Below are 25,898 nucleotides of genomic sequence, written 5' to 3' on the forward strand. Positions count from 1 at the left end.
TAACGCCCGCCAATAGTGCGCAACCAGCTATCATTTTGATATTCATTCGCGCTCCAGGGTGTACTGCACCAGGTTGATGTTGCCCATGGTGAAAGCCGCTTCGCAGTACGCCAGGTAAAACTCCCAGATGTGCAAAAAGCGCTGGTCAAAGCCTTGTTGCAGGATGTGGGTGCGCTGGGCCACAAAGCGCTCGTGCCAGCGCCGCAGCGTCTCGGCGTAATCCAGACCAAAGGCCAATTCATCGACCACACGCAGCCCGGCGGCCTGGGCCTGGCGGCGGAACTCGCGCGGGCAGGGCAGGCAGCCGCCGGGGAAGATGTACTGCTGGATGAAGTCGGTGGAGCGGGTGTAGCGGTCAAACAGCGCGTCGTCGATGACGATGCTCTGGATGCAGGCGCGCCCGCCGGGTTTGAGCAGCCGCTGCACGCTCTGGAAGTAGGTGGGCCAGTATTCCTGCCCCACGGCCTCGATCATCTCGATGGAGCAGATGGCGTCGTAGGGGCCGTCCTGGATGTCGCGGTAGTCCTGCAAGCGCAGGTCGGCTTGGCTGCCCACGCCCAGGCGCGCCATGCGCTGGCGGGCAAAGTCCAGCTGCTCGGTCGAGAGCGTCACGCCGGTGAGCGTGGCACCGAACTCGGTGGTGGCCATCTCGGCCAGCGCGCCCCAGCCGCAGCCGATCTCCAGCACGCGGCTGCCCGGCGCCACGCCCGCCAGGGTCAGTGCCCGGCGCACCTTGGCGTGCTGGGCGGCGCTCAGGTCGCCGTCCAGGCGGCCCTCAAACCAGGCGGACGAGTAGTTCATGGTCTCGTCCAGCCACAGTGCGTAAAAGGCGTTGCCCAGGTCGTAGTGGGCGTGGATGTTTTTCTGGCTGTTGGCGCGCGTGTTGCGGTGCAGCAGATGCTTGAGGCGGTACAGCAGCCGCCCGGCCCAGGTGCCATAGACCATGCCCTCGATGGCCTGGCGGTTGGCAATCAACAGCTTGAGCAGCTCGGCCAGGTGCGGGGTGGTCCAGTCGCCCGCTATGTAGCTCTCGGCAAAGCCGATGTCGCCGGACTTGAGCGCTGCGGCAAAGACGTTCCAGTTTTTCAGGGTGATGGCGGCCACGGTGCCGCCGCCGGGGCCAAAGTGCTGCACGCTGCCGTCGGGCAACTGCACCGTGAGCGCGCCGTGTTGCAGGCGCGCGAGCAGGCGCAGGGCGGTGCGGGCGCTGGCGGGGATGTTGGCGGGCAGGCGGGCCGGGGCCAGGGCGCTGGCCGCGCGGGGGGCGGTGGTGGTGTTCATGGCGGTGCGGTCGGTGAAGTGGCGGGCAATGGGGTGGGCGTGGCAGGCTGCGACGCTGTGGGCCAGGTTGCTGGCGCGCGGGACGTGGCGGCTGAGGCTGTGGGCAACGTGGTGGGCGATACCGCAGGCGCCGCGCCGCCATGCGTCACGCTGCTGGCCGGCGGCGCGGGCAGGGAGCGAAATCCCACCCGCTTGGCCCACAGGTGCAGGGCATGCCAGTGGATGCGGGCGATGGTGGCCAGCGTCATGGCCGGGTAGCCCCACAGAGCGCGGCGCAGGCTCTGGCGGGTGATGGGCGCCAAGGTGCCGCTGACGCTGGTTTGCAGCAGCACGCCCTGGTCGTCGTGGTGGTCTATGCGCACTACGGTGTGCGCCTGTCCGCCGCGCTCCGTGCGCATAAAGCGAAAGCGGTAGCTGCCCGCCACATCGCAAAACGGCGAGACGTGGAACACCTTGTCGGCGTGCAGTTCGGCGCCGTAGCGCGGCGCGTCCAGCAGGTAGCAGTGGCGCTGGCCAAAGGTGTTGTTGACCTCGGCCACGATGGCGCGCAGGCTGCCATCCGCCCGGTGGCAGTACCAGAAGCTCACGGGCTTGAAGGTGTAACCCAGCACGCGTGGGTAGCAATGCAGCCAGGCCTCGCCCGTGGCGTCGGTGATGCCGTGGGCGTGCAGCAGGCCATCGAGCCAGGCCAGCGCACCGCCCGCTGCGGCGCTGCGCCCATCGCCGTGGTCGGTGTCGTGAAAGCTGATGGCCCCCGCGCAGTTCAGCGCCAGGGGCAGCGCTGCCCGGGGCTGGGCTTGCAGCGTGCGCATGGGCAGCAGCAAGAAAAACGTGCGGTAGGCAAAGGCGTGGTGCGCTGGACGCAGGCGGGTGTGGCGCACCTGGCCGAAGCCGATCAGCGGCGCAGCCGGGGCAGCCACCGCTGGTGCCACCGCAGCCAGCGGGGCCGCAGCGGTCAGCGCAGCTGGTGTGGCCGGGCCAATGGCGGATGCCGCAGGGCGGTGCGCGGTCATGGCTCAGGCCGCCTGCGCCTGGGGCGCGCGTTGCAGGGCCAGCAACTGGTCGGCTACGGCCAAGCCCGAGCGCAGGCCGTCTTCATGGAAGCCGTAGCCCGTCCAGGCGCCGCAGAACCAGGTGTGCTGGCGGCCTTGCAGTTGCGGTACATGGCCTTGGGCGCGGATGGCAGCCATGTCAAACACCGGGTGGGCGTAGTCGTAGCTGCCCAGCACGCGTTGGGGCGCGATCTCGCGCACGGGGTTCAGCGATACCAGCACCGGCTGGGTGAATGGCAGCGGCTGCAACTGGTTGAGCAGGTAGTGCAGGCACACGCGGGCGCTTTCGCGGTTGCTGTGCGGGGCGCGCTCGTAGTTCCAGGCGGCCCAGGCTGCGCGCCGCTGGGGCAGCACGCTGGTGTCGGTGTGCAGCACAGCGCGATTTTGCTGGTAGCGGATGGCGCCCAGCACGGCGCGTTCTTCGGCGCTGGGCTGGGCCAGCAGTGCCAGCGCCTGGTCGCTGTGCACGGCCAGCACGACCTGGTCAAAGTGCTCGTCGTGGCCGTCGGTGAGCACACGCACGCCGCTGGCGCTGCGTTCAATGCGCCGCACGGGGGTGGACAGGCGCTTGTCGGCCACACCGGCCAGGATTTTGTCCACGTACTGGCGCGCGCCCCCGGCCACTGTCCACCACTGCGGGCGGTCGCTCACTTGCAGCAGGCCGTGGTTGTGGCAAAACCGCACCATGGTGGCCACCGGAAAGCGCAGCATCTGGTCGGTGGGGCAGCTCCAGATGCAGCCCAGCATGGGCAAAAAATACCAGTCGCGGAAGGCGGTGCCAAAGCGGTGCTGGTTGAGAAAGTCGCCCAGCGGCTGCACCAGGGCCGACTCCGCCCCGGCCTGCGCCAGCTGCGTACACAGCCGGTTAAAGCGCAGCAGGTCGCGCAGCATGCCCCAAAAGCGCGGGCTGACCAGGTTATTGCGCTGGGCAAACACGCTGGCCAGGCTGGAGCCGCTCCACTCCAGCGCGTTGCCGCCGCGCGCATCGGGCACCTGCACCGAGAACGACATGTCCGATTGGGCCGTGGGCACGCCCAACTCGGCCAGCAGGGCAATCAGCTGCGGGTAGGTGCGCTCGTTGAACACCAGAAAGCCTGTGTCCACGCCATGCGTGACCGGCTGGCCCTGCACGGTGGGCAAGGTGACATCCACGGTGTGGGTGTGGCCGCCAAAGTAGTCACCTGCCTCCAGCAGCGTGACCTGGGCTTGACTGCGCAGGCGGTGGGCCACCGCCAGGCCAGAGATGCCTGAGCCGACAACAGCGACCCTCATGGCCGCACACCACCGACCTGGACCGGGAAGAAAAAAGTTGCGAAGCGCCCCCGAGCGAATAAGTGAGGGAGGGAGGAGAAGCGCTCCGGGATTGCAGCCAGAACCCGCAGGTCTGAAAGGCTTCGCAACGGTAATGGGTGGAACGCCACTGGGCGCTCCATGGGAGAGTGGAGCGGTGCCGGTGCGCAAAAGTTCCGGGGCGGGCGTGTGAGCAAATCCAACAAAAGTAACCACATGGAGGGCTGGGCGGGCGTGGGTGCCCGCCGGGGGGAGTGGGGCCTGCGCGCAGGGCCGTTGCGGTGCTTCATCATGGACAACATTCCTTTTTGTCTAGGACATTTGTATATTTCAGCACAATTTGTCCATCTGCGCTTTAATCCGTTCCGTGATGGCTGCACAAGCCAGTGGGTCATGGGGCATGGGCCCGGTTTGAGGTTTGATATATGAATGAGCACATGTCCGGGGCCAGCCCCGGTTGGTCGATTGCCGCAGTAGAGCGGGATACGGGTTTGTCCAAAGACACGCTGCGCGTGTGGGAGCGCCGCTATGGTTTTCCGCAGCCCGCGCGCGATGCCTTTGATGAGCGCCTGTACCCGCCCGAACAGGTCGAGCGCTTGCGCCTGGTTCGCCGCCTGCTGGACGCCGGGCACCGCCCTGGGCGCGTGGTGGCACTGGACTTGCCCGCGTTGCAGGCCCTGGCGGTTCCCGCTGCCGGCGTTGCCACCGGGGCCCGCCACGCGCAGGCAGGCCCGGCGGTGCTGCCCGATGTGGCCGCCTGCCTGGCGCTGGTGCAACGCCACGATGCGCCGGGCCTGCGCCGCCAGTTGGCCCAGGCGGCGCTGCGGCTGGGGTTATTGCAGTTTGTCACCGGGTTGGTGGCGCCGCTGACCACGGCGGTGGGCGACGCCTGGATGCAGGGCCGGTTCCAGGTGTTTGAGGAGCACCTCTACACCGAGTGCATCACCGGCGTGCTGCGCGGCGCCATTGCCAGCGTGCCCGCGCACCCCGACGCGGCGGGCCCCCGGGTGCTGTTGACCACGTTTCCGGGTGAGCCGCATGCCATTGGGTTGCTGATGGTGGAGGCGCTGCTGGCACTGGAGGGCTGCGCCTGCCTGTCGCTGGGCACGCAAACCCCGGTGCCCGAGATTGCCGCCGCCGCCCTGGCGCACCGCGCCGACATCGTGGCCCTGAGCTTTACGCCCGTGCAGGGCGCCAGCGCCGTGCTGACCGCCCTGCGCGAGCTGCGCCAGACGCTGCCCGCCGCAGTGACCGTGTGGGCCGGGGGGAGCTGCCCGGCGCTGGACCGGCAGGGCGTGGTGGCGGGGGTGCTGCGGCTGCACGCCCTGGAGCGCCTGCCCGAGCAGGTGGCGCTGTGGCGGGCCGCTGCGGCCCCTGCCTGATCAGACCATGGCCAGCAGCCGCTCCAGCGGGATTTGCACGCGCACTTCGCGCTGCGAAACCACGCCGGTGATTTTCCAGGCGGGCTGGCTGCTGTCGCGCGGAATCATCTCGCCTGTGGGCATGCCTTCGCGGTTGAGCAGCACGGCCACCTTGGGCGTGGTGGCGGTGGCACCGCGCCGCACTACCAGCCCCACTTCCTGGCTGGTCAGGCGCACAAAAGTGCCGGGTGGGTACACGCCCAGGGTTTTGACGATGGCAGCGCCCGCTTCATCGACCTGGTGCGCTTCGTCGTAGTAACACGACTGCATGGCCGCCGTGACCGGCATGGGGGTGCGCGAAACCCGGGGTGCCAGGCGCGCAGCAAAAATGTCGGCGCGCTGCATCAGGCGGGCCATTTGCTGGGCCTCGCTTTTGCTGGCCAGCGTGCCAGGGGCGCGGTGGTGGTGCATGCGCACGGCGTCCAGCCACAGCGTGTCGCGCACGCCCAGCGATTGCAGCAGGGCCACGGTGCGGTCGGCGTGGTTTTCCACGGCGGCAATCTGTCCGGGCGAGAGGGGGTCTTTTTGCACGGCCAGCTGGTCTTGCAGCTCGGTCATGGCGCAGTTCATGCTCAGGGCGGCGCAGCCGATGCGCAGCACCCGGTCTTCGGTCCAGCGCAGCGTGGCGCGGGCCACCACCATGCACACGCAGGCCACCAGCATGCTGTGGGTGGCGCTGTACATGTGCGTCTCCTGCCCCGAGATGCGGATCAGTGCCAGCAGCGTGGCATCGGGCGTTTGCAGGCATTGCTGGGCCAGTTCGCCGTGCAGTTCCAGAAAGCGGTCGGCAAACTCGCCCTCGCCCACCTGCGGCGAGCGCAGCAACTGGGTGGCACGCTGCTGCAAGTCGGGCCAGCTGGACGGGCCAGCGGGCGCCGCCTGGTTGCGCGCTGGCTGTGCAGCGGCCTCCATCTGCATGCTGGCGATGTCTTTGAGGGGTTTTTCCGACAGCAGCATGCGCTGCAATTGCGACAGGTAGGTGCGGTGGCTGTCGCCCGACTCTTCGGTGTCCACACACAGCTGGACTCCGCGCGCCAGCAACACCTCCAGCTCCTCGCGGTTGCGGATGACGAAGCCTTTGTGTGCCAGCAGCCCCCCGGCAGCGCCGCGCAGCGCAAAGGGCAGGGGTTGCCCCAGGGGGATGGTGTCGATGTTGAGGGTGAGGAGGTTCATGGGCAGGCAGATTATGACCACGGCGCGCTTGCGCGGAAATGACAGAACCCGTGCCAGCGCGGTGCCGGGAGCGGGCCAGGGCAGGCGGGGCCGTATGGCTGTCCTGGTTTTCAGGTCAAAACAGGATCCAGGCCTTGCGGGATAAGCGCGAGCAGCTATGCTTTTTGATGTGATGGGGCGGCGGGCGGATGTCAGGGGGTGCCAAACACCGCCAGCCACAGCGCCTGCACGGCGGCGCGTTCGGCTTGCAATGCCGGGGGCATGACCTGGGTGGGCGCCTCGTCCAGACGCGCCCGGTGCTGCACACGGCGCAGCTCGCGGTAGGCGGTTGCGGCGGCCTGGCCCACGCCAGCGGGCAGCAGGCCAGCGGCTTCGGCGCGTTGCAGTAGGGCGATGTTGCCCACGTTGTCCAGCAGCTGCGGGTGCGTGCCCGAGTGCGACAGCACCAGGTACTGCATGGCAAATTCGGCGTCCACCATGCCGCCTTCGCTGTACTTGATGTCGAACTGGCCCGGGGGCGCAGGGTGCGCACCCAACACGCGTGCGCGCATGGCGGTGATTTCGCCGCGCAGCGCCTGGGCGTCACGCGGGGCGCTGATGACGGCGGCGCGCACCGCGTCAAAGCGCGTGCGCAGGGCCTCGGTGCCCAGCACAAAGCGCGCGCGCGTCATGGCCTGGTGTTCCCATGTCCAGGCGGTGTTGCTGCCGCGCTGCTGCTGGTAGTCGGCATACGACTTGAAGCTGGTGACCAGCAGGCCTGAGTTGCCGTTGGGGCGCAGCGCGGTGTCAATCTCGAACAGATCGCCTTCGCCGGTCTTGACGGTGAGCCAGTTGATGAGCTTGCGCACAAAGGCGGCATAGACCTCCGGGGCGCGCTCGTCGTCGTCATCGAACACGAACACGATGTCCAGGTCGCTGCCGTAGCCCAGTTCTTTGCCGCCGAGCTTGCCGTAGCCAATGATGGCGAACTCGGGTTGCTCGCGGTGGCGGTTTTTCAGGCGCTCCCAGCACCACTGGGCGGTGATGCGCAGCACGCTGTCGGCCAGCGCGCTCAAGTCATCGGCCACTTGCTCTACCGTCAGGCGGCCGCCCACGTCGCGCGCCAGGGTGCGGAAGGTTTCGGCGTGGTGGGCGCGGCGCAGCAGGTTCAGCAGGGCTTCGTCGTCGTCTTCCTGGGTCGATCGCAGCGAGGCCAGGCGCAGCGAGAGGTCGCGCTCGAAGTCGGCAGCCACAAAGCGCTCTTGCAGCAGGCTGCTGCCCGCCAGCTCGTCGATGACGCCGGGGTGTTGCAGCAAATAGCGCGCGGGCCAGCGCGCCGCGCCCAGCAGGTGCAGCAGCTGCTCGTGGACGGCGGGGCGCTCCAGCAGCAGGGCCAGGTAGCTTTCGCGGCGCAGCAGGGATTCGAGCCAGTCCACCAGGCGCACGGTGGCAGTGGCGCTGGCGCGGCCTTCGCGCAGCCACTGGGCGGTGCGCTGCACCAGCCGGAACAGCCGCGTGCGGGCTTCCTCGCGCAGGGCGCCCACGCGGGCGTGGGTGCGCCACTCTCCCACGCGCTCGCGCAGGGGCTCGGGCAATTGCTCCAGCAGGGCTTCAAGTTCGGGCGGAGGCGCCGCGTTGGCGTTGGGGCCGCCGCAGCCGCCGCCGTTGCATTGTTTTTTGTCGTTGCCGCCCAGCAGGGTGTCAAATTCTTGCGCCACCAGTTCGCGGTGGGCGTCCAGGGCGTGCAAAAAACTGCAACAGTCGGCATGGCCCATGGTCTGGGCAATCCAGGCCAGGTCGTCGTCGCGGGTGGGCAGGACGTGGGTTTGCTGGTCGTCCAGGTATTGGATGCGGTGCTCGACCTGGCGCAAGAACAGGTAGGCCTGGGCCAGGGCCTCGGCGGTGGGCGCGGGCATCAGGCCCGCTTGCACGAGGCGCTCCAGGGCTTGCAGGGTGGGGCGCCTGCGCAGTTCAGGGAACTGGCCGCCGCGCACCACTTGCAGCAGTTGCACGGTGAATTCAAGCTCGCGGATGCCCCCGCGTGAGAGTTTGACGTCGTTGGCGCGCTCTGGGTGGCCCGCGCTGCGCCGGGCGGCATGGTCGCGGATCTGGCGGTGCAGGGCGCGCAGGGCGTCGAACACGTTGTAGTCCAGGTAGCGGCGGAAGACAAACGGCAGCACTACGGCGCGCAGGGCCTGCACCTGGGGGCTGGCGATGCAATCGAAGGGCGCCACCACGCGGCTCTTGAGCCAGGCAAAGCGCTCCCATTCGCGGCCCTGGATCTGCAAATACTCTTCCAGCGCCGCCAGCGACACCGCCGGTGGCCCCGAGTTGCCGTGCGGACGCAGTGCCAGATCGACGCGGAACACCAGTCCGTGTTCGGTGGTGTCGCCAATCAGGCTGTAGATGATTTTGACGGCGCGGCCAAAGTACTCGTGGTTGGAGATGCGACCGCGCCCGTCGGCGGTGCCTGCGGTCTCACCGTCGTGCTCATAGACGTAGATCAGGTCGATGTCGCTGGAGACGTTGAGCTCGCGTGCGCCCAGTTTGCCCATGCCGATGATCCAGAACTGCACTGGCTGGCCGTCAGGGCCGCAGGGCGTGCCGTGGCGTTCGTCCAGTTCCTGGCGGGCTTGCTGGCAGGCGCGGTCCAGGGCCAGCTCGGCCAGCTCGGTCATGGCGCGGGTGACGACTTCGAGGGGCGCGCGGGTCTCGCAGTCCAGGCGCATCAGGCGCTCCATCACCAGCTGGCGCAGTGTGCGCAGGGCGGTGGCGGTGCTGTTGCCACTGGCCAGCAGTGCGGCCAGGGCCTGCTCCATGGTGGCGCGCACAGGCGCTCCGGCAGGCAGCAGCGCCAGCTGCGGGCCGTAGCGCCGGTGCAGGCGCTGGAAAAAACGGGAGTGGGCTGCCGGCCCGGGGGCGGCATCGGTGGGGTCAGTCAAAACTGTCTGCATGGCCTGGGCGGCAGGGCAAAGCCGCATGTAAAACGACGCTGGGTTGCACGGAATCCGCGCGGTGGCTGCGGGTCATAATTCTGGCCACCTCCACGCCTGCCATGACTGACCCTGTTTCGCACCCTCCACGCCTGCTTCGGTGGCTGGCGTGGCTTGCGCGGTGGTCTTTGGGGCTGCTGCTGGCCGCTGCCCTGGTGCTGGCGGTGGCCTGGGGGGCTCTGCACGGCGCGATTGTGCCGCGAATCGGCGAATACCGCGTGCAGCTGCAAGCGCAGGCCGAACGCGCGCTGGGGGTACCCGTGCGCATTGGCACCCTCTCGGCGCACACGCAGGGGCTGATTCCTTCCATTGAACTGGGCGAGGTGGCGCTGCTGGATGCCCAAGGGCGCGAAGCGCTGCGCTTGCAGCGCGTGGTGCTGGCGCTGTCGCCGCGCTCGCTGTGGCGCTTCGGGTTTGAGCAGCTCTACATCGAGCGCCCCGAGCTGGACATTCGCCGTGACCGCACGGGCCAGGTGTTCATCGCCGGACTGCCCTTGCCCGGTGGTGCCAGCGATGACAGCCGCGCCGTCGATTGGCTTTTTTCGCAACCCGAGGTGGTGGTGCGCGGTGGCACGGTGCGCTGGACGGACGAGCAGCGCGCCGCTGCCCCGCTGGCGCTGAGCCAGGTCGATGTGCTGCTGCGCAACGGCGCCTGGCGCCATCAACTGCGGCTGGACGCCACGCCGCCGCCCCAGTGGGGCGATCGTTTTCAGATCACCGGGCTGTTTCGCCAGCCGCTGCTGTCCACGCACAGTGGCCGCTGGCAGCAGTGGAGCGGGCAGCTGTTTGCCAATTTTGCGCGGGTGGATGTGTCCCGCCTGCACCTGCACGCCGACCTGGGCGTGGCGCTGGCACAGGGCCGGGGCGCATTGCGTGCCTGGTTGAGCCTGGAGCGCGGCCAGTGGGTGGGCGCCGTCGCCGATGTGGCGCTGGCCAACGTCAATGCCACGCTGGCGCCGCAGCTGGAGCCTTTGCGGCTGCCCTCGGTGCAGGGGCGCCTGGGCGCGCGGCGGCTGGCAGGGGGCTTTGAGCTGTACACGCAGGGCCTGCAATGGGTGGGCGACGACGGCCTGCACTGGCCGGGCGGCAACCTGCGCGTGCGCTATACCAACCCCGGCGGCAAAGCATCGGCGCAGGGCGAATTCCAGGCCGACCGGCTGGATCTGGCCGCGCTGGCGCGCGTGGCCCAGCGCCTGCCTCTGGGCGAGGCCACCCATGAAGCATTGCGCACCTACACCCCGGAAGGACTGGTGGACACCGTGCAGGCTCACTGGCAAGGGCCCTGGGATGCTCCACGCAGTTACCAGGTGCGCGCCCGCGTCACGGGCCTGGCACTGGCCAGCGCAGCACCTGTGGGCACCAGCGGGGCATTGGGCCTGCGCGGCGCCAACGTGGAGCTGGAAATGACCCAGGCCGCAGGCAAGGCCACGGTGGGCATGACCGATGGCGCCCTGGTGCTGCCCGGCGTATTTGAAGACCCCTGGCTGCCACTGGCACAGCTGCGCAGCGAGGTGCGCTGGCAACTGGCTGGCGAGCGCATTGCCGTGCAGGTGGGCGAAACGCACTTTGCCAACGCCGATGCCCAGGGCCAGCTGCGCGCCACCTGGCACACCAGCGATCCTGCGCGATCGGCCAGCCGTTCGCGCTTTCCGGGTGTGCTGGACTTGAGCGGCACCCTCAGCCGCGCCGATGGCACGCGGGTACACCGCTATCTGCCCTTGTCCATTCCCCAGGATGCTCGCCACTATGTGCGCGACGCCGTGGTGGCGGGCGTGGCTAGCAGCGCAGACTTTCGCGTCAAGGGCGACCTGCATGACATGCCGTTCAACAACCCCAAACTGGGCGAGTTCCGGATTGCCGCCCGCGTCAAGGATGTGACCTACGCCTACGTGCCCCCCGGCCTGCAAAGCGCGGGCGAGCTGCCCTGGCCCGCGCTGACCCAACTGGCTGGTGAGCTGGTGTTTGAGCGCTCTTCCATGCAGGTGCGTGACGCCAGCGGCACCTTTGCGGGCATGCGCAACACGCGCCTGGCCAAGGTGCAGGCGCACATCCCCGACCTGTCCCACACCGTGGTGGCCGTCAGTGCGCAGGCGCGCGGGCCGCTGCCTGAGCTGCTGGCGTTCATGCGCAACTCGCCGCTGGACGCCATGACCGGGCAGGCGCTGGCCCAGGCCAGTGGCAGTGGCAACGCCGATTTGCAGCTGAACCTGAGCTTGCCCATCAGCGATATTCACAACACCAAGGTGCAAGGCAGCGTGGTGCTGGCGGGCAACGAGGTGCGCATGACCCCCGATACCCCGGTGTTGGCGCGTGCGCGCGGCACGGTGCAGTTCACGCACACCGGCTTTGCTTTGCAGGGCGTGCAGGCCAGTGCGCTGGGCGGCGAAGTGCGCTTTGAAGGCGGCATGCGCGCACTGCCTGCGGGCGCTGCGCCCACCGAATCGGCCTTGCAGTTGCGCGCCCAGGGCGTGGCCTCGGCGCAGGGCTTGCAGCAAGCGCGGGAGCTGGGTTTGCTCTCGCGCCTGGCGCAGCATGCCAGCGGCAGCACGCCCTATACCCTGGCACTGACCTTGCGCCGGGGCGTGCCCGAGTTGCAAATCCACAGCAGCTTGCAGGGTATGGCGCTGGCCCTGCCTGCGCCGTTGGCCAAAACCGCCGACAGCAGCGTGCCGCTGCGCCTGGAGAGTCGCCTGACCCGCGAATCGGTGGCGGCGCCAGAGCCCGGCACCAGCGCGCCTGCACCGCTGCACGAACAGTTCACATTGCAATGGGGCACGTTGGGCCAGGTGCAGTATGTGCGTGACCTGAGTGGGCCTGCGCCGCAGGTGCTGCGCGGCGCCATCGCCGTGGGCCTGGCCCCGGACGAGGCGATGGCCTTGCCCGCGCGCGGGGTGGCGGCCAACATCCAGCTGGCCTTGCTGGATGTGGACGCCTGGGAGCCATTGCTGCTGTCCGGGGTGGCGGCGGTTGCTACGCCAGCGCCTGCGGTGCCGTCTGCGCAGCTTGAGCAGACCGAGCAGGAATCCGCCGCCCAGGGCGCCTCGGATTACCTGCCCACGGTGCTGGCCGTGCGTGCCCGTGAACTGACGGTGCAGGGGCGTACTTTGCATAACGTGGTGGCCGGTGGCTCGCGCGAGGGCGGCGTCTGGCGCGCCAACCTGGACGCTGCACAACTCAGCGGCTACGTTGAATACCGCCCGGCCGGTGGCACGGAGAGCCCCGCCGGGCGCCTGTTTGCCCGGCTCTCGCGCTTGAGCGTGCCGCAAAGTGCTTCCACGCAAGTCGAAGCCCTGCTGGACGAGCAACCGCGCCAGCTGCCTGCCCTGGACATCGTGGTCGAAGACTTTGAGCTGCGCGGGCACAAACTTGGGCGCGTGGAGATAGCCGCCACCAACCGCGGCGGCGAAGGCGTGCAGCGCGAATGGCGCCTGCACAAGCTCAATCTGAGCACCCCTGAAGCCACCTTCACCGCCAACGGCAACTGGGCGCTGCTGGGCGCAGGCGAGGCACCTGGCCCGCGCACGGGGCCACTGCGCCGCACGGTGCTGAACTTCAAGCTCGACATCCGCGATGCAGGCGAGTTGTTGCAGCGTTTTGGCATGGCCGACGTGGTGCGCCGGGGCCAGGGGCGATTGCAGGGGCAGGTGGCCTGGCGCGGTGCGCCGTTGTCGCCGGACTACCCCTCCATGTCGGGCCAGATCAACTTGCAGGTAGAGACGGGCCAGTTCCTCAAGGCCGATCCGGGGCTGGCCAAGCTGCTCAGTGTGCTGAGCCTGCAGTCGCTGCCCCGGCGTCTGAATCTGGATTTCCGGGACGTATTCAGCGACGGTTTCGCCTTTGATTTTGTGCGCGGTGACGTGCGCATAGAGCAGGGCGTGGCCATCACCAACAACCTGCAAATGAAGGGCGTGAACGCCGCCGTGCTGATGGAGGGGCGCGCGGACATCGACCACGAAACCCAAGACTTGCACGTGGTGGTGGTGCCTGAAATCAACGCCATGACCGCCTCTTTGGTGGCCACGGCCATCAACCCGGTGGTGGGGTTGGGCAGTTTTTTGGCGCAGGTGTTTTTGCGTGGCCCGCTGATTGCGGCGGCCACACAGGAGTTCCGCATCGATGGCACCTGGGCCGAGCCGCGCGTGGTGCCGCTGCGCCGCGCGCAGCGCACGGCAGGTGGTGCGGCCAGTCCACCCGCTGCTGTGCCCGCCAGCGCCCCCGCTACCACGCTGCCCCCTGTCACCGGAGATGCCCCATGAAAATAGCCGCTTTGCAAATGGTCTCCAGCACGGCGTTGGCCGACAACCTGGCCACCGCCCGCCACCTGCTGGAGCAGGCGGCGGGCGCCGGTGCCGAACTGGCCGTGCTGCCCGAATACTTTGGCGCCATGGGTTGGCGCGATACCGACAAGCTGGCCTGGGCCGAATCCCCCGGACAAGGGACGGTACAAAGCTTTCTGGCCGAGGCAGCGCGGCAACTGGGCTTGTGGGTGGTGGGCGGCACGCTGCCCCTGGCCTGCGCCGATGCGCAGCGGGTGCGCAACACCACGCTGGTGTACAACCCCGGCGGGCAGTGCGTGGCGCGCTACGACAAGATCCACCTGTTTCGCTTTGATAACGGGCATGAGCGCTACGACGAGGGCGCCCGCATCGAGCCCGGCACCGAGCCAGTGGTCTTCACCCTGGTGGCCCGCAACGGCCAGTCTTGGCGTGTGGGCCTGAGCGTGTGCTATGACCTGCGCTTTCCTGAGCTGTTTCGGGCCCACGCCCGCGCCGGGGCCGATCTGTTGCTGGTGCCCAGTGCCTTCACTTTCACCACTGGTCAGGCGCACTGGGAGCTGCTGTTGCGTGCCCGCGCCATCGAAAACCAGGCCTACGTACTGGCCCCGGCACAAGGCGGCGTGCACGAGAACGGTCGCCACACCTGGGGCCACAGCATGGTGATTGACCCCTGGGGCGAGGTGCTGGCGCAGCAGGCGCAAGGCGCTGGCGTGGTGCTGGGCGAACTACAGGCCCAGCGCCTGCAGCAAGTGCGCACCCAGCTGCCTGCGCTGGAGCACCGCGTCCTGTGAGGCTGCTGGCCCTGCACTGGCTCTGGCGCTACTGGCAAGGCGCCTGGCGCCGCTGGTCTTTGTGGACGCTGCTGGTAGCCCTGGTGGCGGCCATGCTCGTCACCCTGGTGTGGCTGGCTGGCCGCTATGAGGCCAGCGTGGTACAGGCGCAGCTGGAGCGCGATGCGGCCGATGCCGTGTCCGACATCCGCACCGCTTTGGCCCGCAACCTGCAAAACCTGCAAGCCCTGCAAACTGGCGCCATCGAACCGCTGGCTTGGGAGGGTTTGGCGCAGGCATTGCTGCGTGAGCACCGCGAACTGGTGCGCCTTGAGTGGCGCGATAGTGCGCTGCGCCCGCGCGCCCATGCCGAGTCGCCTTTTTCGGCGGTGCAGTGGACGGAGGGCGTGCGCGATGGCACCCATTCCGATACGGCACTGGCCTGTGCCAATGCGCGCCGCCTCAACGGGCCTGCGTATTCCAGCAGTTACTTCCAGCCCCACGGCGATGGGCTGGGATCGGAGATGGTGGAGCTGTGCCTGCCCCTGATTTCCACCGGGCACGAAGAGGGGTATTTGGTCGCTACCTACGGGTTGCAGAGCATGTTGGTCGAACTGGTGGGCCACAGCCTGACACGGCGCCAGGAGGTGTCGTTCACCGAGGCCGACGGCACCCGCTTGGCCATGCTGGGTGCGGTGCGCCGGGGCAGCCGCATGTTCACCGCACAGCAGCTGCTGGATTTGCCGGGCAACACCATTGTCCTGCGCATGGACAGCTGGCACAGTGCCCCCAGCCTGTTCCCGAACGTGCTTACCGCGCTGGTCACGGCCATGTCGATTGCCCTGGTTACGGTGTTGGTGGTGCTGGTGCGCGACAACCGCCGCCGCTTGCGTGCTGAAAGCGATCTGGGCGACGCGCTGGCGTTTCGCAAAGCCATGGAGGACTCGCTCATCACCGGCCTGCGCGCCCGTGACCTGCAAGGGCGCATCACCTACGTCAACCCGGCATTTTGCGAAATGGTCGGTTTTGAGGCCCACGAGCTGCTGGGGCAAAGCACGTCTGCGCCCTATTGGCCGCCGGAACTGGTGGAAGAGTACCAGCAGCGCCAGGCCGTGCGCTTTGCCGGCCACATGCCGCCCCGCGAAGGCTTTGAATCGGTGTTCATGCGCAAGGACGGCACGCGCTTTCCGGTGCTCATCATTGAGGCGCCGCTGATCAACGCCGTGGGCCAGCACACCGGCTGGATGAGCGCGTTTCTGGACATCAGTGAGCAAAAGCGGGTGGAAGAAATCTCGCGCGCCTCGCAAGAGCGCCTGCAAGCCACGGCGCGGCTGGCCACGGTGGGCGAGATGGCCTCGCTGCTCAGCCACGAGCTCAACCAGCCGCTGGCCGCCATCTCCAGCTACGCCACCGGTTCTTTGAACCTGCTGGACGCTGCCCAAGAGCACCAGGGCGCCAGCCTGCAGGCCGATTTGCACGACATGCGCACTGCCATGCAGCGCATTGCCATGCAGGCCGAGCGGGCGGGCCGCGTCATCAAAAGCGTGCACGATTTTGTGCGCCGCCGCGACCAGTCGCGTGAAACCGTGGCCGCGCAGGAGTTGCTGGACGCCGTGCTGCCGCTGGTGATGCTGCAAGCACGCAAACTCGATGTGCGTGTGCGGGTGCATGTGGAGGCGGGCCTGCCCCTGTTACTGTGTGACCGCACCATGGTGGAGCAGGTGTTGCTCAACCTCACGCGCAACGCCATGCAGGCCATGGACGAGCCCGGCATCGCGCCGCGCGTGCTGGAAGTGCGGGTGCGCCGGGCCGCCTCCAACGCACGCAGCGGCTGGCTGGAGTTTTCTGTGGCTGATGTGGGCTGTGGCCTGACCGAGGAGATTGCGCGCCAGCTCTTTACCCCATTTTTCACCACCCGCCCCGAAGGCATGGGCCTGGGCCTGAGCCTGTGCCGCACCGTGGTGGAGCAGCATGGCGGTTTTTTGGGATTTGCACCCCACCAGCCCCGTGGTACGGTGTTCACCTTTACCCTGCCGGCGGTGGTGCCGGAGCAAGATACCCCCAAGACTGTTTGAACCATGGAGCCTGTTGCCAACGCCACCATCTATATCGTCGATGACGACGCCAGCGTGCGCGAGGCGCTGGCGTGGCTGCTGCGCACGCGCCGCCTGCCCAGCGAGTCTTTTGACAGCGCCGAGGCCTTTGAGGCGGCCCTGGCCTCACGCTCGCCGCAGCGCCAGCCTTGCTGCCTGCTGCTGGATGTGCGCATGCCCGGCACCAGCGGCCTGGCCTTGTTCGATGCGCTGCTGGCGCGTGGCGCTGTCGCGGCCATGCCGGTGATTTTTCTCACCGGCCATGCCGATGTGCCCACGGCGGTGGACACCGTCAAGCGCGGCGCTTTTGATTTTTGCGAAAAGCCTTTTTCCGACAACGCCCTGGTCGATCGCATCGAGCAGGCGCTGGCGCAGTCTGCTGCGCGCCTGGCGCACCTGAGTCAGCGCGACGACCTGCGCCAGCGCCTGGATGACCTCACCGACCGTGAGCGCGCCGTCATGCAGTGCGTGGTCGAAGGGCTGCCTAACAAGCTCATTGCCGACCAGCTCGACATCAGCGTGCGCACCGTCGAAGTTCACCGCGCACGGGTGTTCGACAAGATGCAGGTCAAATCAGCGGTGGAACTGGCCAACCTGCTGCGCGACAGCCATTGAGGCCGCCCGCGCGGGCGGCTGGCTCAGTTGCGTGGGCGTTCGCCGACAAAAATTTCCACGCGGCGGTTGCGCGAGCGGCCCTCGGCGGTGTTGTTGCTGGCAATGGGTTGGTAAGAGCCCTGGCCCTCGGTCTGGATGCGTGCGCCGCTGACGCCGCGGGCCGTCAGGTAATTGCGTGTGCTGTTGGCACGATCCACCGACAGCGGGTTGTTGATGGCATCGCTGCCGGTGTTGTCGGTGTGGCCGACGATGCGCACGTCGGTGCTCTGGTTGGCGCGCAGGCTGGCGGCAAAGCGATCAAGCACCGGGGCAAAGTTGCCCTTGACGTCGGAGCGGCCCACGTCAAAGGAGATGTCGCTCGGGATGTCCAGTTTGAGCTGGTTGTCCTGGGTTTGCGACACCGATACGCCCGTGCCCTGGGTGGCCTGCTCCATCTCGCGTTTTTGGCGCTCCATGTTTTGCGACCAGACATAGGTGCCCAAAGCACCCACGCCCGCGCCAATGACGGCGCCCGTGCCCGCGCTGCCGCCCGTGGCCGAGCTGATGACGGCACCGGCCAGCGCACCCACGCCCGCACCGGTGGCGGTGCGCCGCTGGGTGTCGCTCATGTTGGCGCAGCCGCTGATGAACAAGGCGGTGAGGGCAGTGCCCAGAATGAGGTGTTTGCGCATGTGCATGGATGTGTTCCTTGAAGGTGAAATGGGGGGCGATGATGCAGCGCCCTATACGGGACACCGTAACAGCACCCAGGCTGTATGGCTGTAGGACGAAAGCTATCGGCGCTGGCTTGTCGCCGCTTCAAGCAAAATCGGCACCATGAAAACCGCACTCCTGCGCCTTGCTGCCGCAGCCCTGGTGGCTGCGGCGCTGGCGGCCTGCTCCACGCGAGCGCCTGCCCCGCCGTCGCCCGGCGTTCCCGCCCGCGTGGCACCTTCTGTCTCCCCGCCTGCGCCTGCCGTGGCAGGTGCGGCTCCCATGGCACAGCCTGGCAGCCGCTGGGTGCCCGTCGCCTGGCAAGAACTGCCCGGCCTGGACAGCGATGCGTTGCACGAGGCTTGGAATGCCTGGGTGCGCAGTTGCGAGCGCCCCCCGCCGGCCTTCGTGGCGCTGTGCCCACAGGTGCGCCGCCTGAGCATCGGCACGCCCCAGGAGCAGCGCGCCTTTTTGTTCGAACGCCTGCAGCCCTACCGCATTGAGGCCACCAACGGCAGCCCCGATGGCCTGCTCACCGGCTACTACGAGCCCGAACTGGTCGCCATGCGCCAGCCCGGCAACGGCTACACCGTGCCGCTGTACCGCGCGCCTGCCGGTCTGGCATCGCGCAAGCCCTGGTATTCGCGCCAGCAAATTGACACCCTGCCCGAAGCGCAGGCCGCGCTGCAAGGGCGCGCCATTGCCTGGCTGGCCGACCCCATTGATGCGCTGGTGCTGCACATCCAGGGCTCAGGAAGGTTGCGCATCACCGAGCCTGACGGCAGCACGCGCATGGTGCGTGTGGCGTTTTCTGCCACCAACGACCACCCCTACCGCAGCGTGGGCCGCTGGCTGCTCGACCAAAACCTGGTGCGCGACGCCACCTGGCCGGGCATCAAAGCCTGGATTGCGCAAAACCCCCAGCGCGTGCCCGAGATGCTCTGGAGCAACCCGCGCTACGTGTTCTTCAAGGAAGAGCCGCTGGAGGGCCTGGACGCCGAATTTGGCCCGCGCGGCGCCCAGGGTGTGGCGCTGACACCAGGGCGCTCGATTGCCGTAGACCGCCAGAGCATTCCGTATGGCACGCCGGTGTGGATGGCCTCCAGCGGCCCCACCGGCCAGATCCAGCGCCTGGTGCTGGCGCAGGACACCGGCAGCGCCATCATCGGTGCCGTGCGCGCGGATTACTTCACCGGCTGGGGTCAGGATGCGGGCGATATTGCCGGGCGCCTCAAGCAGGGGCTGCGCCTGTGGGCGCTGTGGCCGCGCTGAGGGTAGTGTCTCAAATTTAAGCAAAATCGGCTTCTAAAGCCCGCAGGATACGCGCTAGCAGCTATCAAAATAGTAGCTTGTTCAAGGTGGTGGCGCTGCTGGCAGCGGGCGCGCATTCAGCGCACCAGGTGCGCCAGCGGCAGCGCGCCGCCCGCCTTGACCTCGCCCAGTGAAAAACTGGTGTGCATGTCCTTCACATTGGGCAGGTTCAGCAGCACCTCGCGCGCAAATTGCGAGAAGCTGTCCAGATCGCGGGCCACCACTTGCAGCTCGAACGTGCCGGTGCCGCTGATGTAGTGGCACGACACCACCTCCGGAATCTGGCGGATGGCCTCCTCCATGGCGCGCGTCAGGCCGCCCGTGCTGCGCTCGGCGTCCAGGCGCACAAAGGCCAGCACCCCCAGGCCGATTTTGTGGCGATCGATCTCGGCGCGGTAGCCCAGGATGTAGCCCGCCTCCTCCAGCGCCCGCACGCGCCGCCAGCAGGGCGCCGCCGACAGGCCCACGCGCTGGGCCAGTTCGGCGTTGGTCAGGCGTGCATCGGTTTGCAGTTCGCTGAGGATGGCGATGTCAAATTTGTCCAAATTGTTCATGGGTAGATTGTTTCAGGAAAGATCCTTTCTGAAACAAGGGTAAACGTGGCACAAAAACGAAAGCACATAGCGCGGCACTGTGCATAAACTTGCCCTCCAACCCATCCGCTGCCCAGCCAGTGCCCACAAGGCCGACGCTGCGTTGCGCCCCCCACAGGAAACCGCCATGAACGCCCCTCTGCCCGAATCCGTCCGCCAGGCCCTTGCCACCGTCAGCCTGGAGGACAAATACACGCTGGACAGTGGCCGCGCTTTCATGAGCGGCGTGCAGGCGCTGGTGCGCTTGCCGATGTTGCAGCGCCAACGCGACGCCGCCGCCGGGCTGAACACTGCCGGTTTCATCAGCGGCTACCGGGGCAGCCCGCTGGGCACCTACGACCAGGCGCTGTGGGCGGCCAAAAAGCACCTGGCCGAGAACCACATCGTCTTTCAGCCCGGTGTGAACGAGGAGTTGGGCGCTACGGCGGTGTGGGGCACGCAGCAGCTGGATTTGTACCCGCAAAGCAAGAAGTACGACGGCGTGTTTGGCATCTGGTACGGCAAAGGCCCGGGGGTAGACCGCTGCTCGGACGTGTTCAAGCACGCCAACATGGCGGGCACCGCACAGCACGGCGGCGTGATTGCCATTGCCGGTGATGACCACATCAGCAAAAGCAGCACCGCCGCGCACCAGAGCGACCACATCTTCAAGGCCTGCGGCACGCCGGTGTTTTTTCCCAGCAGCGTGCAAGAGATTCTGGACATGGGCCTGCACGCCTTTGCCATGAGCCGCTTTTCGGGTGTGTGGTCGGGCATGAAAACCATCCAGGAGGTGGTGGAGTCTTCCAGCAGCATCAGCCTGGACCCTGACCGCGTGAAGATCGTTCTGCCCGAAGATTTTGTGATGCCCCCTGGCGGCCTGCACATCCGCTGGCCCGACGCGCCGCTGGAGCAGGAAGCGCGGCTGATGGACTACAAGTGGTACGCCGCCCTGGCCTATGTGCGCGCCAACCGGCTCAACTACAACGTGATTGAAGGCCCCCACGACCGCTTCGGCATCATTGCCAGCGGCAAGGCCTACAACGACACGCGCCAGGCGCTGGTCGATCTGGGCCTGGACGACGCTACCTGCCGCCAGCTGGGCATTCGCCTGCACAAGGTCAACGTGGTCTGGCCGCTGGAGGCCACCATTACCCGCGACTTTGCCCAGGGCCTGCAAGAAATCCTGGTGGTGGAAGAAAAGCGCCAGGTCATCGAATACCAGATCAAAGAGGAGCTGTACAACTGGCGCGCCGATGTGCGCCCCAACGTGCTGGGCAAATTTGACGAGCCCGAGGGCGATGCCACCGGCGGTGAATGGAGCATGCCCAACCCCAGCCAGAACTGGCTGTTGCGCGCCAAGGCCGATCTGACGCCCGCCATCATCGCCCGCGCCATCGCCAAGCGCCTGAAAAAGCTCGGTGTGCCCGCCGACATCGCGGCGCGCATGGACAGCCGCATCGCCATCCTGGATGCCAAAGAGCGCGCACCCCTCACGGTCAGCACCGACACCGGCGAGCGGGCGCCTTGGTTTTGCAGCGGCTGCCCGCACAACACCAGTACCCGTGTGCCCGAAGGCAGCCGCGCCGTGGCGGGCATTGGTTGCCACTACATGACGGTGTGGATGGACCGCAGTACCAGCACCTTCACGCAGATGGGCGGCGAGGGCGTGACCTGGGTCGGCCAGGCGCCCTTCACCAAGGAGGCACATGTGTTCGCCAACCTGGGCGACGGCACCTACTTCCACAGCGGCCTGCTGGCCATCCGCCAGAGCATTGCCGCCGGGGTGAACATCACCTACAAAATCCTCTACAACGACGCCGTGGCCATGACCGGCGGCCAGCAGGTGGGCGAGCGCCCTGAGGGCCACTCGGTAGCGCAGATTGCGCACAGCCTGCGCGCTGAAGGCGTGGTGCAACTGGTGGTGGTGACCGACGAGCCCGAGAAGTACCACGGCCGCACGCACCATGTGGACAGCAGCGCCGCGCGCAGCGGCCACCCCGAGCTGCTCAACGACCTGCCGCCGGGTGTGGAGGTGTTTCACCGCGACGAACTCGACCGCATCCAGCGCCAGTTCCGCGAGGTGGCGGGCTGCACGGCCATCATTTACGACCAGACCTGCGCCACCGAAAAGCGCCGCCGCCGCAAACGCGGCCTGCTGGCCACACCCGACAAAACCGTGGTCATCAACGAGGCCGTGTGCGAGGGCTGCGGCGACTGCTCGGTCAAATCCAACTGCCTGTCGGTGGAGCCCGTGGAGACGCCGCTGGGCCGCAAGCGCCGTATCAACCAGAGCACCTGCAACAAGGACTACTCCTGCGTCAACGGCTTTTGTCCCAGCTTTGTCACCATCGAGGGTGGTCAGCTCAAAAAGCCGAAGAAGGAAAAAAAAGGCGACCTCTCCAGCCTGCCCGCCATCCCCGAGCCGGTGCTGCCGGTGGCCGATGCCGCCTGGGGCATCGTCGTCGGTGGCGTGGGCGGCACGGGTGTGATCACCATTGGCTCCCTGCTGGGCATGGCCGCACACCTGGATGGCAAGGGCGTGGTCACGCAGGATGCGGGTGGCCTGGCACAAAAGGGTGGCGCCACCTGGAGCCACATCCAGATCGCCAACCGGCCTGAGGCCATCTACACCACCAAGGTCGATACCGCCAAAGCCGACCTGGTGATTGGCTGCGACGCCATCGTGGCCGCCAACAAAGCCACGCTGGCGGTGATGCAGCCGGGGCGCACCTTTGTGGCGCTCAACACGCACGGCACGCCCACGGCAGCTTTTGTGACCCAGCCGGACTGGCAGTTTCCGGGTGGCTCCTGCCAGAGCGCCATCACCGCCGCGGTGGGCGCTGACCAGGTGGGCAGTTTCGATGCCGAGCAGGTGGCCGTGCAGGCGCTGGGCGACAGCATCTACACCAACCCGCTGATGCTGGGCTACGCCTGGCAAAAAGGCCGGGTGCCGCTCACGCATGCGTCCCTGATGCGCGCCATGGAATTGAATGGCGTGCAAATCGAGAACAACAAGGCTGCGTTTGAATGGGGCCGGCGTTGTGCCCACGACCTGGCCACCGTGCAGGCGCAGTTGCAGACGGCGCAGGTGATCCAGTTCGTCAAGAAGCCCGCGCTGGTCGAGGTGCTGGCGCTGCGGGTGGCGCACCTCACCAGCTACCAGAACGCCGCCTACGCTGCCGAGTACCGTACCTTTGTCGAGAAAGTGCAGGCCGCCGAAGCCCGGCTGGGCCGCAGCACCCAGCTCACCGAGGCGGTGGCGCGCTACCTGTTCAAGCTCATGGCCTACAAAGACGAGTACGAAGTGGCCCGCCTGCACACCGACCCGGCCTTTACCGACAAAATCGCGGCCATGTTTGAGGGCGACTACCGCATCGTTCACCACCTGGCCCCGCCGCTGTGGGCGCACACCAACGAGCGCGGCGAGGCCCTCAAGCAGTCGTTTGGCCCGTGGGTGCGCAGTGCCTTCGGGGTATTGGCGCGGATGAAAGGGCTGCGCGGTTCATGGCTGGATGTGTTTGGCCGAAGCGCTGAGCGCCGCACCGAGCGCGCGCTGATCCAGGAGTACCGCGCCTGCATCGAGGAGCTGCTGGCCGGATTAACCCCCGAGCGCCTGGCGCTGGCCACCGAGATTGCGCGCATCCCCGAGGGCATTCGCGGCTATGGCCATGTCAAGGAGCGCCACCTGCGCGCTGCACGCACCCAGTGGGACGGCCTGCTGGCCCAGTGGCGCCGGGCACTGTCCGCACCGGCGGGTTGAAGGCCAAGGCAGAGCGGGCGACTGGCTGGTGCGGCCCGTGGTCGCAGCCGGGCGCGGCCAGCCTGTGTGGTGTGGGTTGGTGATTGCTATTTATTTGATAGCTGCTAGCGCTTATCAGGTGGGCTTTGTGGCCTGTTTTGGCTTGATTTTATGGTGTCCCGGGGCGGCTCCAATACCCCGCTGCCCTGGCGGGGGATGCACAGGGGGCGCCGCATACAATGCGTCTTTTTTCGTCTGGCTGCGCCCCACCGGGGGTGCTGGCCGGGCGGATTCTGTTGACGTTGTTTTGTTGGGAGCTTCCCGTGTTCATTTCCTCCGCTATTGCCCAGACCGCCCCCGCCGCCGCCGCTGCGGGCGGTGACTTCACATCGACGCTCACGGGCATGCTGCCTTTGGTGCTGATGTTCGTGGTGCTGTACTTTGTCATGATCCGCCCCCAGATGAAGCGCCAGAAAGAGCACCGCGCCATGATCGACGCCATCGCCAAGGGCGATGAGGTGGTGATCGGCGGCGGCATGCTGGGCAAAGTCACGCGCCTGTCCGAGCAGTACCTGCATGTCGAGGTGGCCTCGGGCGTGGAAGTGCAGGTCCAGCGCGGCGGTGTGGCGCAGGTGCTGCCCAAAGGCACGATCAAGTAAGTAAGCAGCCGCACGGTGGTTTTTTTGCAGGCACCGGTGTCGCCACGGCACCGGCCTGATCCTATTGTCCTAGAGGTAAAAGCGCGATCATGAACCGTTACCCGGTCTGGAAGTACGCGATCATTGTGGTCGCGCTGCTGGTGGGGGTGCTCTACACCCTGCCTAATTTCTTTGGCGAGGCCCCGGCGGTGCAGGTGTCGTCGGCCAAGGCCACCGTCAAGGTCGATGCTGCCGTGCTGGAGCGCGTGCAGGTGGCCCTGGACGGCGCTGGCGTCAAGCCCGACCTGTTGCGGCTGGAGGGCACCTCGGTACGGGCGCGCTTTGATACGCCCGATACCCAGCTGAAAGCCAAGGACGCCATCCAGAAAGCGCTGGTGCCCGACGCCGCCGATCCGCAGTACATCGTGGCGCTGAACCTGGTGTCGCGCTCACCCGCTTGGCTCACCGCCATCCATGCCGCGCCCATGTACCTGGGGCTGGACTTGCGCGGCGGCGTGCATTTCATGCTGCAAGTGGACATGGAAGCGGCCCTGACCAAAAAGGCCGAGTCGTACGCGGGCGATATCCGCACTGCACTGCGCGACAAGAATATCCGCCACGGCGGCATCAGCCGCAATGGCCAGACCATTGAAGTGCGCCTGCGCGACGAGGCCACCCAGACGGCAGCGCGCAACCTGATTGCCGACCAGTTTGCCGACCTGCAAACCACCAGCGTGCCCGAGGGCAGCGAGTTCAAGCTGCGCGCCACCATCAAGCCCGAGGCCGTGCGCCGCGTGCAAGACCAGGCGCTCAAGCAAAACATCACCACCCTGCACAACCGCATCAACGAGCTGGGCGTGGCCGAGCCGGTGATCCAGCAGCAAGGGCTTGATCGCATCGTCGTGCAGCTGCCCGGCGTACAAGATACCGCCAAGGCCAAGGACATTCTGGGCCGCACCGCCACGCTGGAAGTGCGTCTGGTGGACGAAGGCACGGAAGCACGTGCGGCCGAACTGGGCGGCGGCCCGGTGCCGTTTGGCGCTGAAAAGTACCTTGACCGCAATGGCCAGGCTGTGATCGTGAAAAAACAGGTCATTCTGACCGGCGAGAACCTGACCGATGCCCAGCCCGGTTTTGACAGCCAGACGCAGGAACCCACCGTCAACCTGACGCTGGACGCCAAGGGTTCGCGCATTTTCAAGGACGTGACGCGCGACAACATCGGCAAGCGCATGGCCATCGTGCTGTTTGAAAAGGGCAAGGGCGAGGTAGTGACCGCGCCCGTGATCCGCTCGGAGATTGGTGGCGGCCGGGTGCAGATTTCGGGCCGCATGAGCACTGCCGAGGCCAATGACACGGCGCTGCTGCTGCGTGCTGGCTCGCTGGCCGCGCCCATGGAGATCATTGAGGAATACACCATCGGCCCCAGCCTGGGCGCTGACAACATCGAGCGCGGCATCAACAGCGTGGTCTGGGGCCTGGTGGCCATTGCGGTGTTCATGTGCTTTTATTACATGCTGTTTGGCGTGTTTTCCACCGTGGCGCTGGGTGTCAACGTGCTGATGCTGCTGGCCATCCTGTCCATGCTGCAAGCCACGCTCACGCTGCCCGGTATTGCCGCCATGGCGTTGGCGCTGGGTGTGGCGATTGACTCCAACGTGCTCATCAACGAGCGTATCCGCGAGGAGCTGCGTGACGGAGCCTCGCCACAGATGGCCATCCATGTGGGCTACGAGCGCGCCTGGGCCACCATCCTGGACTCCAACGTAACCACGTTGATTGCCGGCCTGGCACTGCTGGCCTTTGGCTCGGGGCCGGTACGCGGCTTTGCCGTGGTGCACTGCATCGGTATTTTGACCAGCATGTTCTCCGCGGTGTTCTTCTCGCGCGGGCTGGTCAACCTCTGGTATGGCGGCAAGAAGAAGCTCAAGAGCGTGTCCATCGGCCAGGTCTGGAAACCAGACGCCGACACCGCCGTGGCCAAGACCAACTAAAGGA

General features: G+C 67.1%; 15 protein-coding genes and 1 pseudogene. 9 read left to right on the forward strand and 7 right to left on the reverse strand.

What is annotated here, in order from left to right:
* Window positions 1-42: 42 nt before the first annotated feature.
* The 3 genes and pseudogenes from EV674_RS08945 to EV674_RS08955 form a co-directional block, all read right to left on the reverse strand.
* On the reverse strand, window positions 43-1,281 hold the full coding sequence (locus EV674_RS08945; RefSeq protein WP_119013950.1) for an SAM-dependent methyltransferase: 1,239 nt from the start codon (window positions 1,279-1,281) through the stop codon (window positions 43-45).
* Window positions 1,282-1,424: 143 nt separating this feature from the next.
* Window positions 1,425-2,240: pseudogene (locus EV674_RS08950) on the reverse strand (DUF1365 domain-containing protein); the annotation flags it as partial.
* 57 nt (window positions 2,241-2,297) lie between these two features.
* A complete protein-coding gene (locus EV674_RS08955) occupies window positions 2,298-3,605 on the reverse strand; it encodes an NAD(P)/FAD-dependent oxidoreductase (RefSeq protein ID WP_119013951.1) in 1,308 nt (435 codons plus the stop codon).
* 443 nt (window positions 3,606-4,048) lie between these two features.
* Here EV674_RS08955 and EV674_RS08960 point away from each other — a divergent pair, with 443 nt between their 5' ends.
* Window positions 4,049-5,005, forward strand: coding sequence for a MerR family transcriptional regulator (locus EV674_RS08960; protein ID WP_119013952.1), 957 nt, complete (start codon window positions 4,049-4,051; stop codon window positions 5,003-5,005).
* Here the strand turns inward: EV674_RS08960 and EV674_RS08965 are convergent, their stop codons facing one another.
* The gene (locus EV674_RS08965; RefSeq protein ID WP_119013953.1) at window positions 5,006-6,217 is read right to left on the reverse strand and encodes an HD-GYP domain-containing protein; all 1,212 of its coding nucleotides are present in this window, start codon (window positions 6,215-6,217) and stop codon (window positions 5,006-5,008) included. It abuts the gene before it with no gap.
* 191 nt (window positions 6,218-6,408) lie between these two features.
* Window positions 6,409-9,150, reverse strand: coding sequence for a bifunctional [glutamate--ammonia ligase]-adenylyl-L-tyrosine phosphorylase/[glutamate--ammonia-ligase] adenylyltransferase (gene glnE, locus EV674_RS08970; RefSeq protein ID WP_119013954.1), 2,742 nt, complete (start codon window positions 9,148-9,150; stop codon window positions 6,409-6,411).
* Window positions 9,151-9,251: 101 nt separating this feature from the next.
* Here glnE and EV674_RS08975 point away from each other — a divergent pair, with 101 nt between their 5' ends.
* The 4 genes from EV674_RS08975 to EV674_RS08990 are packed head-to-tail and all read left to right on the forward strand — an operon-like array spanning window position 9,252 to window position 16,944.
* The gene (locus EV674_RS08975; RefSeq protein WP_119013955.1) at window positions 9,252-13,445 is read left to right on the forward strand and encodes a YhdP family protein; all 4,194 of its coding nucleotides are present in this window, start codon (window positions 9,252-9,254) and stop codon (window positions 13,443-13,445) included.
* Window positions 13,442-14,257 (forward strand): carbon-nitrogen hydrolase family protein, encoded by an 816-nt coding sequence (locus EV674_RS08980; RefSeq protein WP_119013956.1) that lies wholly within the window; start codon window positions 13,442-13,444, stop codon window positions 14,255-14,257. Before EV674_RS08975 ends, EV674_RS08980 begins: the two co-directional genes overlap by 4 nt.
* Window positions 14,254-16,311: a two-component system sensor histidine kinase NtrB gene (locus EV674_RS08985; RefSeq protein ID WP_241524978.1), complete on the forward strand. Its 2,058-nt coding sequence runs from the start codon at window positions 14,254-14,256 to the stop codon at window positions 16,309-16,311. Before EV674_RS08980 ends, EV674_RS08985 begins: the two co-directional genes overlap by 4 nt.
* Before the next feature lie 3 nt (window positions 16,312-16,314).
* Entirely contained in the window at window positions 16,315-16,944 is a 630-nt protein-coding gene (locus EV674_RS08990) for a response regulator transcription factor (protein WP_119013957.1), read from the forward strand.
* 23 nt (window positions 16,945-16,967) lie between these two features.
* Here EV674_RS08990 and EV674_RS08995 read toward each other — a convergent pair whose 3' ends face one another.
* Window positions 16,968-17,615, reverse strand: coding sequence for a YiaD family glycine zipper/OmpA-like lipoprotein (locus tag EV674_RS08995; protein WP_119013990.1), 648 nt, complete (start codon window positions 17,613-17,615; stop codon window positions 16,968-16,970).
* A gap of 145 nt (window positions 17,616-17,760) precedes the next feature.
* Between EV674_RS08995 and mltA the strand changes: the two genes are divergently transcribed.
* Window positions 17,761-18,909, forward strand: coding sequence for a murein transglycosylase A (gene mltA, locus EV674_RS09000; RefSeq protein WP_119013958.1), 1,149 nt, complete (start codon window positions 17,761-17,763; stop codon window positions 18,907-18,909).
* Between the two features lie 116 nt (window positions 18,910-19,025).
* On the opposite strand, the gene EV674_RS09005 is transcribed toward mltA, so the two are convergent.
* Window positions 19,026-19,502: an Lrp/AsnC family transcriptional regulator gene (locus EV674_RS09005; RefSeq protein WP_119013959.1), complete on the reverse strand. Its 477-nt coding sequence runs from the start codon at window positions 19,500-19,502 to the stop codon at window positions 19,026-19,028.
* Between the two features lie 166 nt (window positions 19,503-19,668).
* Between EV674_RS09005 and EV674_RS09010 the strand changes: the two genes are divergently transcribed.
* From EV674_RS09010 to secD, 3 genes are all read left to right on the forward strand, one after another.
* Entirely contained in the window at window positions 19,669-23,283 is a 3,615-nt protein-coding gene (locus tag EV674_RS09010; RefSeq protein WP_119013960.1) for an indolepyruvate ferredoxin oxidoreductase family protein, read from the forward strand.
* A gap of 302 nt (window positions 23,284-23,585) precedes the next feature.
* Window positions 23,586-23,921, forward strand: coding sequence for a preprotein translocase subunit YajC (gene yajC, locus EV674_RS09015; protein ID WP_119013991.1), 336 nt, complete (start codon window positions 23,586-23,588; stop codon window positions 23,919-23,921).
* A gap of 89 nt (window positions 23,922-24,010) precedes the next feature.
* Complete coding sequence (gene secD / locus EV674_RS09020; RefSeq protein WP_119013961.1) at window positions 24,011-25,894, forward strand: protein translocase subunit SecD; 1,884 nt, start codon at window positions 24,011-24,013, stop codon at window positions 25,892-25,894.
* The last annotated feature ends 4 nt before the right edge of the window (window positions 25,895-25,898 follow it).

It is taken from the genome of Simplicispira metamorpha, assembly GCF_004341365.1.
In the GTDB taxonomy this organism is placed as follows: domain Bacteria; phylum Pseudomonadota; class Gammaproteobacteria; order Burkholderiales; family Burkholderiaceae_C; genus Simplicispira; species Simplicispira metamorpha.

What these genes read in the sequence shown, in the direction of transcription:
- EV674_RS08945 (WP_119013950.1), bottom strand. Translation starts at nt 1,281, where the DNA reads ATGAACACCACCACCGCCCCCCGCGCGGCCAGCGCCCTGGCCCCGGCC.
- EV674_RS08955 (WP_119013951.1), bottom strand. Translation starts at nt 3,605, where the DNA reads ATGAGGGTCGCTGTTGTCGGCTCAGGCATCTCTGGCCTGGCGGTGGCC.
- EV674_RS08960 (WP_119013952.1), top strand. Translation starts at nt 4,049, where the DNA reads ATGAATGAGCACATGTCCGGGGCCAGCCCCGGTTGGTCGATTGCCGCA.
- EV674_RS08965 (WP_119013953.1), bottom strand. Translation starts at nt 6,217, where the DNA reads ATGAACCTCCTCACCCTCAACATCGACACCATCCCCCTGGGGCAACCC.
- glnE (WP_119013954.1), bottom strand. Translation starts at nt 9,150, where the DNA reads ATGCAGACAGTTTTGACTGACCCCACCGATGCCGCCCCCGGGCCGGCA.
- EV674_RS08975 (WP_119013955.1), top strand. Translation starts at nt 9,252, where the DNA reads ATGACTGACCCTGTTTCGCACCCTCCACGCCTGCTTCGGTGGCTGGCG.
- EV674_RS08980 (WP_119013956.1), top strand. Translation starts at nt 13,442, where the DNA reads ATGAAAATAGCCGCTTTGCAAATGGTCTCCAGCACGGCGTTGGCCGAC.
- EV674_RS08990 (WP_119013957.1), top strand. Translation starts at nt 16,315, where the DNA reads ATGGAGCCTGTTGCCAACGCCACCATCTATATCGTCGATGACGACGCC.
- EV674_RS08995 (WP_119013990.1), bottom strand. Translation starts at nt 17,615, where the DNA reads ATGCGCAAACACCTCATTCTGGGCACTGCCCTCACCGCCTTGTTCATC.
- mltA (WP_119013958.1), top strand. Translation starts at nt 17,761, where the DNA reads ATGAAAACCGCACTCCTGCGCCTTGCTGCCGCAGCCCTGGTGGCTGCG.
- EV674_RS09005 (WP_119013959.1), bottom strand. Translation starts at nt 19,502, where the DNA reads ATGAACAATTTGGACAAATTTGACATCGCCATCCTCAGCGAACTGCAA.
- EV674_RS09010 (WP_119013960.1), top strand. Translation starts at nt 19,669, where the DNA reads ATGAACGCCCCTCTGCCCGAATCCGTCCGCCAGGCCCTTGCCACCGTC.
- secD (WP_119013961.1), top strand. Translation starts at nt 24,011, where the DNA reads ATGAACCGTTACCCGGTCTGGAAGTACGCGATCATTGTGGTCGCGCTG.